The organism is Mesorhizobium sp. BAC0120 (genome assembly GCF_033542235.1).
In the GTDB taxonomy this organism is placed as follows: Bacteria; Pseudomonadota; Alphaproteobacteria; order Rhizobiales; family Rhizobiaceae; genus JAWRCU01.
In genome coordinates, this window is the sequence record NZ_JAWRCU010000024.1 from 66,000 (window position 1) to 72,183 (window position 6,184).

General features: G+C 60.3%; 6 protein-coding genes and 1 pseudogene. 5 read left to right on the top strand and 2 right to left on the bottom strand.

Going from position 1 to position 6,184, the window contains the following annotated elements:
- Positions 1 to 10: 10 nt before the first annotated feature.
- Positions 11 to 379: a hypothetical protein gene (locus SAZ10_RS30925; RefSeq protein WP_318613337.1), complete on the top strand. Its 369-nt coding sequence runs from the start codon at positions 11 to 13 to the stop codon at positions 377 to 379.
- An 82-nt stretch (positions 380 to 461) separates the two neighbouring features.
- On the opposite strand, the gene dhaL is transcribed toward SAZ10_RS30925, so the two are convergent.
- Together dhaL and SAZ10_RS30935 are read right to left on the bottom strand one after the other, a co-directional pair.
- Positions 462 to 1,097 (bottom strand): dihydroxyacetone kinase subunit DhaL, encoded by a 636-nt coding sequence (dhaL, locus tag SAZ10_RS30930; protein ID WP_318613338.1) that lies wholly within the window; start codon positions 1,095 to 1,097, stop codon positions 462 to 464.
- Positions 1,098 to 1,104: 7 nt separating this feature from the next.
- On the bottom strand, positions 1,105 to 2,112 hold the full coding sequence (locus SAZ10_RS30935) for a dihydroxyacetone kinase subunit DhaK (RefSeq protein WP_318613339.1): 1,008 nt from the start codon (positions 2,110 to 2,112) through the stop codon (positions 1,105 to 1,107).
- Between the two features lie 106 nt (positions 2,113 to 2,218).
- Here SAZ10_RS30935 and SAZ10_RS30940 point away from each other — a divergent pair.
- The 4 genes and pseudogenes from SAZ10_RS30940 to SAZ10_RS30955 form a co-directional block, all read left to right on the top strand.
- Positions 2,219 to 2,527 (top strand): annotated as a pseudogene (locus SAZ10_RS30940) (hypothetical protein); the annotation flags it as partial.
- 63 nt (positions 2,528 to 2,590) lie between these two features.
- Entirely contained in the window at positions 2,591 to 2,761 is a 171-nt protein-coding gene (locus tag SAZ10_RS30945) for a TOBE domain-containing protein (RefSeq protein ID WP_318613344.1), read from the top strand.
- Positions 2,762 to 2,979: 218 nt separating this feature from the next.
- Positions 2,980 to 4,848 (top strand): diguanylate cyclase domain-containing protein, encoded by a 1,869-nt coding sequence (locus tag SAZ10_RS30950; protein ID WP_318613340.1) that lies wholly within the window; start codon positions 2,980 to 2,982, stop codon positions 4,846 to 4,848.
- Positions 4,849 to 5,537: 689 nt separating this feature from the next.
- Positions 5,538 to 6,089, top strand: a complete 552-nt coding sequence (locus tag SAZ10_RS30955) for a hypothetical protein (protein ID WP_318613341.1) — start codon at positions 5,538 to 5,540, stop codon at positions 6,087 to 6,089.
- Positions 6,090 to 6,184: the final 95 nt, after the last annotated feature.

The following is a 6,184-nucleotide window of genomic DNA, read 5'->3' on the forward strand; positions in this document are numbered from 1 at the left end:
AGAAGGCAAGGTGACGACAACAATGATTGAGTTTGACTTCCCAGCAGCAACAGCACGCCAGAAGCTCCGCAAAGCGCAAGCCGCCCTGAGACATGCCGAAAAGCTTCTCGACCAAGATTGCGGCTTGATCGTCAATATAGCGCTATTGGACCGGATCAGGATCGCCGCGCAACGTGTCGACAGGGCACAACAGCTTGTGCGCAAAGTCGATCCGGACTGTCCCGAATGCCAGGCTGCCGCCAAAAAAAATAAGAATGCCCTCGCCGCATCGCGATCTTCGGTGCGCAATCGGCGCGATCAGAAGCGGAAACCCGACAGCAATCCGCACCCCCGTGACGTGCGCGATGATCCTTCGCCGAATCCGGACGTCGGCAATTGAGTGTGGATCAGCGCCGTTCGAGCACGTGACGGTCAGCTTGCTGCTGGCCTATCTGCGACCGCGACGGGGCTTGGGGGGCAAGTCAGCACAATGCCTTGCGCACCGCTTCGATCACGATCAGGGCCGAGGCGGCGCCCGGATCCACATGGCCGACCGATCGTTCGCCGAGCCGTGCCGAACGGCCCTTGGTCGCGATCATGGATTTGGTCGCTTCCATCCCGGCGCGGGCTGCTTCGACTGCTGCCGACAGGCTCTGGGGAAGGCCTCCACCATTATGATGCGCCGCCACGGCAGCGTCGGCGGCCGGCAGCCAGGCATCGATCATGGTCTTCTCGCCGATTGTCGCCTTGCCGCGATCGGCTATGCCCTTGGCCATCGCCTGGAACATCGTCACCACGTCGGCATCGTCGAGTGATTGCTTGCCCTTGACGCTGGCTGCCGCCCGCATGAAGGCCGTCGCATAGAGCGGCCCGGACGAAGCGCCGACCGCGTTGAGAAATGCCTTGGCCGCCGTGTTCAGCAGTGCGGTGGGATCGATCGAGGAATCGAGGGCCGCCACGGCGTCGCGTGCGGCGTTGAAGCCGAGCGCCATCGCGATGCCATGGTCCGCATCGCCGATCACGCCGTCGAGCGCACAGAGGCGGTCGCGCTCTGTTTCGATCGCCGCGGCGATCGCGCCGAACATATCTTTCAGTCGTGCGGTATCGATTGCGGCCATGGCTTCGTCATCCCGCACGGAACATGGCGCAATCGCAAGGATGGTCGAGCATGGTGGTCAACTCGCCGTCGAGATGCATCAGCGTCACAGACGCGCCTGCCATCTCGAGCGAGGTGCAGTAATTGCCGACCCAGCTCGCATGTATCTCGACGCCGATATCGTCCAGCCGACGCTTCACGCGCCGGTTCATGATGTAGAGCTCCATCAGCGGCGTGGAGCCGAGCGAGTTGACGAGCACCGCGACGCGGTCTCCGCGCGAGGGCGCCATCTCGTCGAGGATGCGGTCCATCATCTCGTCGGTGATCTCGTCGGCGCTCCTGAGCTTGCCGCGCGCGACCCCCGGCTCGCCATGTATGCCCATGCCGATTTCCATCTCGTCCTCGCCGATCTCGAAATTCGGCCGCCGCGTCTGCGGCAGAGAACAGGGCCCCAGAGCGACGCCCATGGTGAATGTGTGATCGTTGGCTTTCCTAGCGATACGCTCGCATTCATCGAAGGGGAGCATCCTGTCGCAGGCCGCGCCGGCCGCCTTGAAGATGAAGAAGTTGCCGGCGACGCCGCGGCGCTTCTCGCGCTCGGCGCGCGGGGCCGAGGCGACATCATCGGTCGTGAGCACGGTGCGCACTTCGATGTCCTCCATGGCCGCCATTTCGGCTGCCATGTCGAAATTCATGACGTCTCCGGCATAGTTGCCGTACATGAAGAGGACGCCCGCTCCGCCGCTCACGGCCTTCGCGCATTCGAGGATCGGGTCGGGAGGCGGCGAGGCGAAAACGTTGCCGATCGCGGCGGCGTCGGCCAAGCCTTTGCCGACATAGCCGAGGAAGGTGGGCTCGTGGCCCGAGCCGCCGCCGATCACCAGCCCGACCTTTCCCGGACGCGGGCCGTCGACCGCAACGATCGAGCGCGGGCTGCCCGGAACGCTATGCAGATGGCGCGGATGTGCGGCGAGCACGCCTTCGAGCATTTCGTCCACGGCTTTGTTGCCGTCGTTGATGATCTTCTTCGTCTGCACCGCGATCCTCCGGATGCCGTGAATTAATCGGCGAACGTGCCATGCATCTTTCGCGAACAGCCGGCCGAAGCGCAAGCGAATGTCGCTGGCATCCGCACAGCACGAGAATCCCTACGACCGCTGGGGGTACGCCGACATGAGCGCCGAGCAGGACTTTCGCTACGTTGCCTATCTGGCGGCGCGGCTAGCCGCCTATTGCAATGTCTGGTGGTCGCTCGCCAATGAGTACGATTTCCTGCTCAACACCAAGCCGCTCGCTCAGTGGGACCGCTACTTCCACATCCTGGAAGAGAACGATCCCTACCAGCACCTGAAATCGATCCACAACGGCGACCAGACGATGAATTTCGACCATCGCAAGCCATGGGTAAGCCATGTCTGCATCCAGAACTGGGATGTGAAGCGCACGCCCGAATAGCGCGAGGCGTATGGCAAGCCAGTCGTCAATGACGAACCCGAATATGAAGGCAACATCAATCTGGAGCCGACCGGAGCGGAGACGCATCTGGTGGTCCAGCTCGGCGGCCACGAGCTGACCTGTGTGCTGCGCGAGCGCGTCCGCCCGCAGCCGAACGAGACCGTCAGGCTTTCCTTCCGCAAACCGGCCGTGCATTTCTTCGATCCGGTATCGGCCAACCGCATCCAATAGGTCTGGGGAGGGGGTGCCCGGGTCAGCCGTCCCGAATAGCCAACTGTTCTCTGAGGCCAACACAACGCACAGAATGCAGAACTGCTGCATCGACAGCAGCTTGCGGCTATGACTTTCTTGAACTGTTAACTGAATCGGACGGGCGATGGTCCAAGGTAACCAATCGGAAACCACGCCCCACCCAATTTGCTCGACCACACGGAGGGGCGTAGGCGCCTATGTGGCAGTCCCTTTTTGCCAATCTCGCTGTCGTCGCGATCGTCACGGTCGCGTGGAATGCGCTCGGCGATGTCGTCAACCGATTTGGCCGGACAAGTCAGGATCTGCTGTTCGGCGCGGTTATGGCTGCAGGTACGGTCGGAAGCCTGATGATGGCCTATCAACCATCATCGGGGATATTCTACGACTTGCGTGGTCCACTGCTTGCCGTATCGAGCTTTTTCGGGGGGCCCGTTGCCGCCCTCGTAACCGTCGCCTCCGCCCTCGCTTACAGGTTCTATATGGGCGGCGGTTCGGTCCTGATCGGTGCGTTCAGCATCGTGATTGCGGCCGTCATCGGACTTGTCGGCCATGCGCGGCATCGGCTGCGCAGCATGGCATACTTTGATCTGATTGCTTTGGCTGCGGCCGTGACGCTGTCCAACGCGTTGATCGGAGGTCTGCGAGTTTACCAGGGCCAAGGAGTCGTTCTGGCCAATTTGAGCACTTCATTGGTGCTGACTTTTGTCGGGACGCTGTTGGTTGCGTCGCTGCTCTTCCAGGAGCAGCGACGGCGTGAGCTGGCGAAATCCAATTTGCTCTACCGTTCAATGGTCGATGCGCTGCCCGATTGCCTCAATATCAAGGATACCGAAGGCCGTTTTCTTGCCGCCAATCCGGCAACGGTAAGGCTGATGAAGGCAGTGGCGCCTGCCGAGCTACTGGGGAAGACCGACTTCGATTTTTATGCCCCCGAAATTGCCGCGCGTTACCGCGATGACGAGCTGTCTGTCTTGCGAACCGGCGAGGCCATGACGATCGAGCAGGAGACCCGTTCGCGCGACGGAGTCTCCGGGTGGCTTTCCACGATGAAGGTTCCGGTACGGGATGAGGACGGTAGGCTTATCGGGCTGATCACCCATAACCGCGACATCAGCAATGCCAAATCTCTGCAGCAGAAGCTGGCAGCTGCTCAGGAGCAACTCGACGATGCGCTCGAGAACATGAACGAAGGGCTGGCGATGTACGATCAGGACGGCATCTTCCTGTTCTGCAATCGTCGCTATCGGGAACTCTTTCCTCAAACTTCCTACTTGCGGGTGCCAGGCATGAGTTTCGCCGATATCGTGCGTGCGTCCATCGAGTCGGGAGAAGAGCGCCTGGTGCAGGGCCGAACTCTCAAGTCACACATCGCCTCGAAGATGGCCGCGTTGCATGAAGACGGGGAGCGGCTCATCGAGCTGGTCGACGGGCGCAGGCTGTCGTCCAGAACCAAGATTGTCGGTAACGGCTGCGTATTGATGATCGTATCCGATGTTACCGAGCGGTGGCGCTACCAGAGGCAGCTCGAGCATCTGGCCCTGCACGATCCGCTCACGGGGCTTCCGAATCGTGCCTTCTTCAACCGCGAACTCGGCCGATTGATCGAAAGGGCTCGGGAAAGCGACACCCAGCTGGTGGTCATGCTCGTCGATCTCGATCGATTCAAGGAGGTCAATGACACCTTCGGGCATCCGGCTGGTGATGCACTGCTCGTTGAGATAGCCCAGCGCCTTCAAAAAGTGATGCGCCGTGGAGACTTCGTGGCACGCCTCGGTGGCGACGAGTTCGCCATCCTGATCTCTGAGCCCACAGCAGACATAGCCGAAATGGGGTTGCCGGAGCGCCTCTCCAAGGTCCTGGCCCAGCCCATAAAATTTGGCGATGTGACGCACCTTCCGGGAGGGACGATCGGCTATACCGTTTTTCCCCACGATCCTTCGGATGCTGACGGGCTGCTGAAGAACGCCGATCGGGCACTGTACCTGGCAAAATCACGACGGCGTGGAAGTTGGGCCGCCTACGATCCCACTGCCTCCCAAAATCCGGGATCGAGCAAAGCCGGGTAGTTCTACCTGACTGGCCGATATCAGATCGGGGTCCGGTCGCTTCCGACATTCTGGTGCCAATCCCGCTGCTGCCTCGGATCTCCGCCAGTGACGCATAGCGATCGTGCAAGACACGATGGGCGACAGATGAACGCGACCGCAAACTTTGAGCGGGCTGGCAATCGCCGGCCCGCCGGCCTCTCAGAGGGAGGGCCGGGAATGACCTTTTGGTTACAAACAATCCGCAAATTGTCGAGTGCTGGTTAAGCGCAGCAAAATGCTCCTGTGTTAGAACCAAAAAAACACAGGGGGTCTCAGTCGCAATGAAAAGAATAACATTGGCAAATATTGAGTGTAACGTTTCGTCGATCTCTTCAAAGGAATGTGGGGGTTTGACATCAAATACTCTTCAGAAAGTCGCACTCGCTTCGATTGCAATCATCATGCTCGCTGGTTGTGTAATGGCTCCAGAGCGGGGGATGACGGTCTCTTCCATATCGACAGGCTCTGGTTATCCGGATATTTCTATTCTGAAAAGGAACAGGGCGGCGCCTGAAAAGGTAATAAGAAGCAAGCTGCCCGTCAAAGTAGCAAGCTACGGATTTCTTGGCCGCGCACCCTATATCTGCACGCCGAGCGGCTTTGGCCGGACGTCAGGCTGCTTCCTTCGCAGGGGGTGAGCCTCCGTTACATAGCATAGGCAGATCTCCATGCCGCGTGCGATTGTCCTGGCTTTGTGCATCTTTATCCAGCTGACGCTGCTGGCCGCCGCGGTTGCGGGGGCGGGCGTCGCGGCCGAGGGCACAAAGACCACTTGGATTGGGCCGAGCCGGGTGAGCGGCAGGGGCATTGGGGCGATCGAGCCGCTGCTCATGGGCGTTTACGACCCTCACGATGTGCTGCGCAATTCCGACGGGCCCCGCATCGAGCACGTGTTCGTCTATTGGCAAGCCTTGGATGAGCCGATGCTCGCAGCCAAGATGCGCCTCGCCGAGATGAAGGCGCGTACGCTGATGGTGACGGTGGAGCCCTATACCAAGGCAGTGAATTGGCGGGATGGGGGCGAGCATCTCTTCGCCGACATTGTGAGCGGTGCCTTCGACCACGAAATAGCCGCCGTTTGCGGTGCCTTGGCGAGCTACCCGGGCGCTTACTGGATCCGCTGGGGGCATGAAATGGAACAGCTCTCGGATCGCTATCCATGGGCGCGCAACGACGCACCCCGTTACATCGTCGGCCGTGAAGAATTGCCAAGTCGCTGATTTGCAGTGGGAATTTGGGGCAGTCGAAGCTGCCGATTTTGCCGGAAAATAAGTCTTCGGCTGGGGATTCCTTGCAAAATGGATTTGTGATTCCG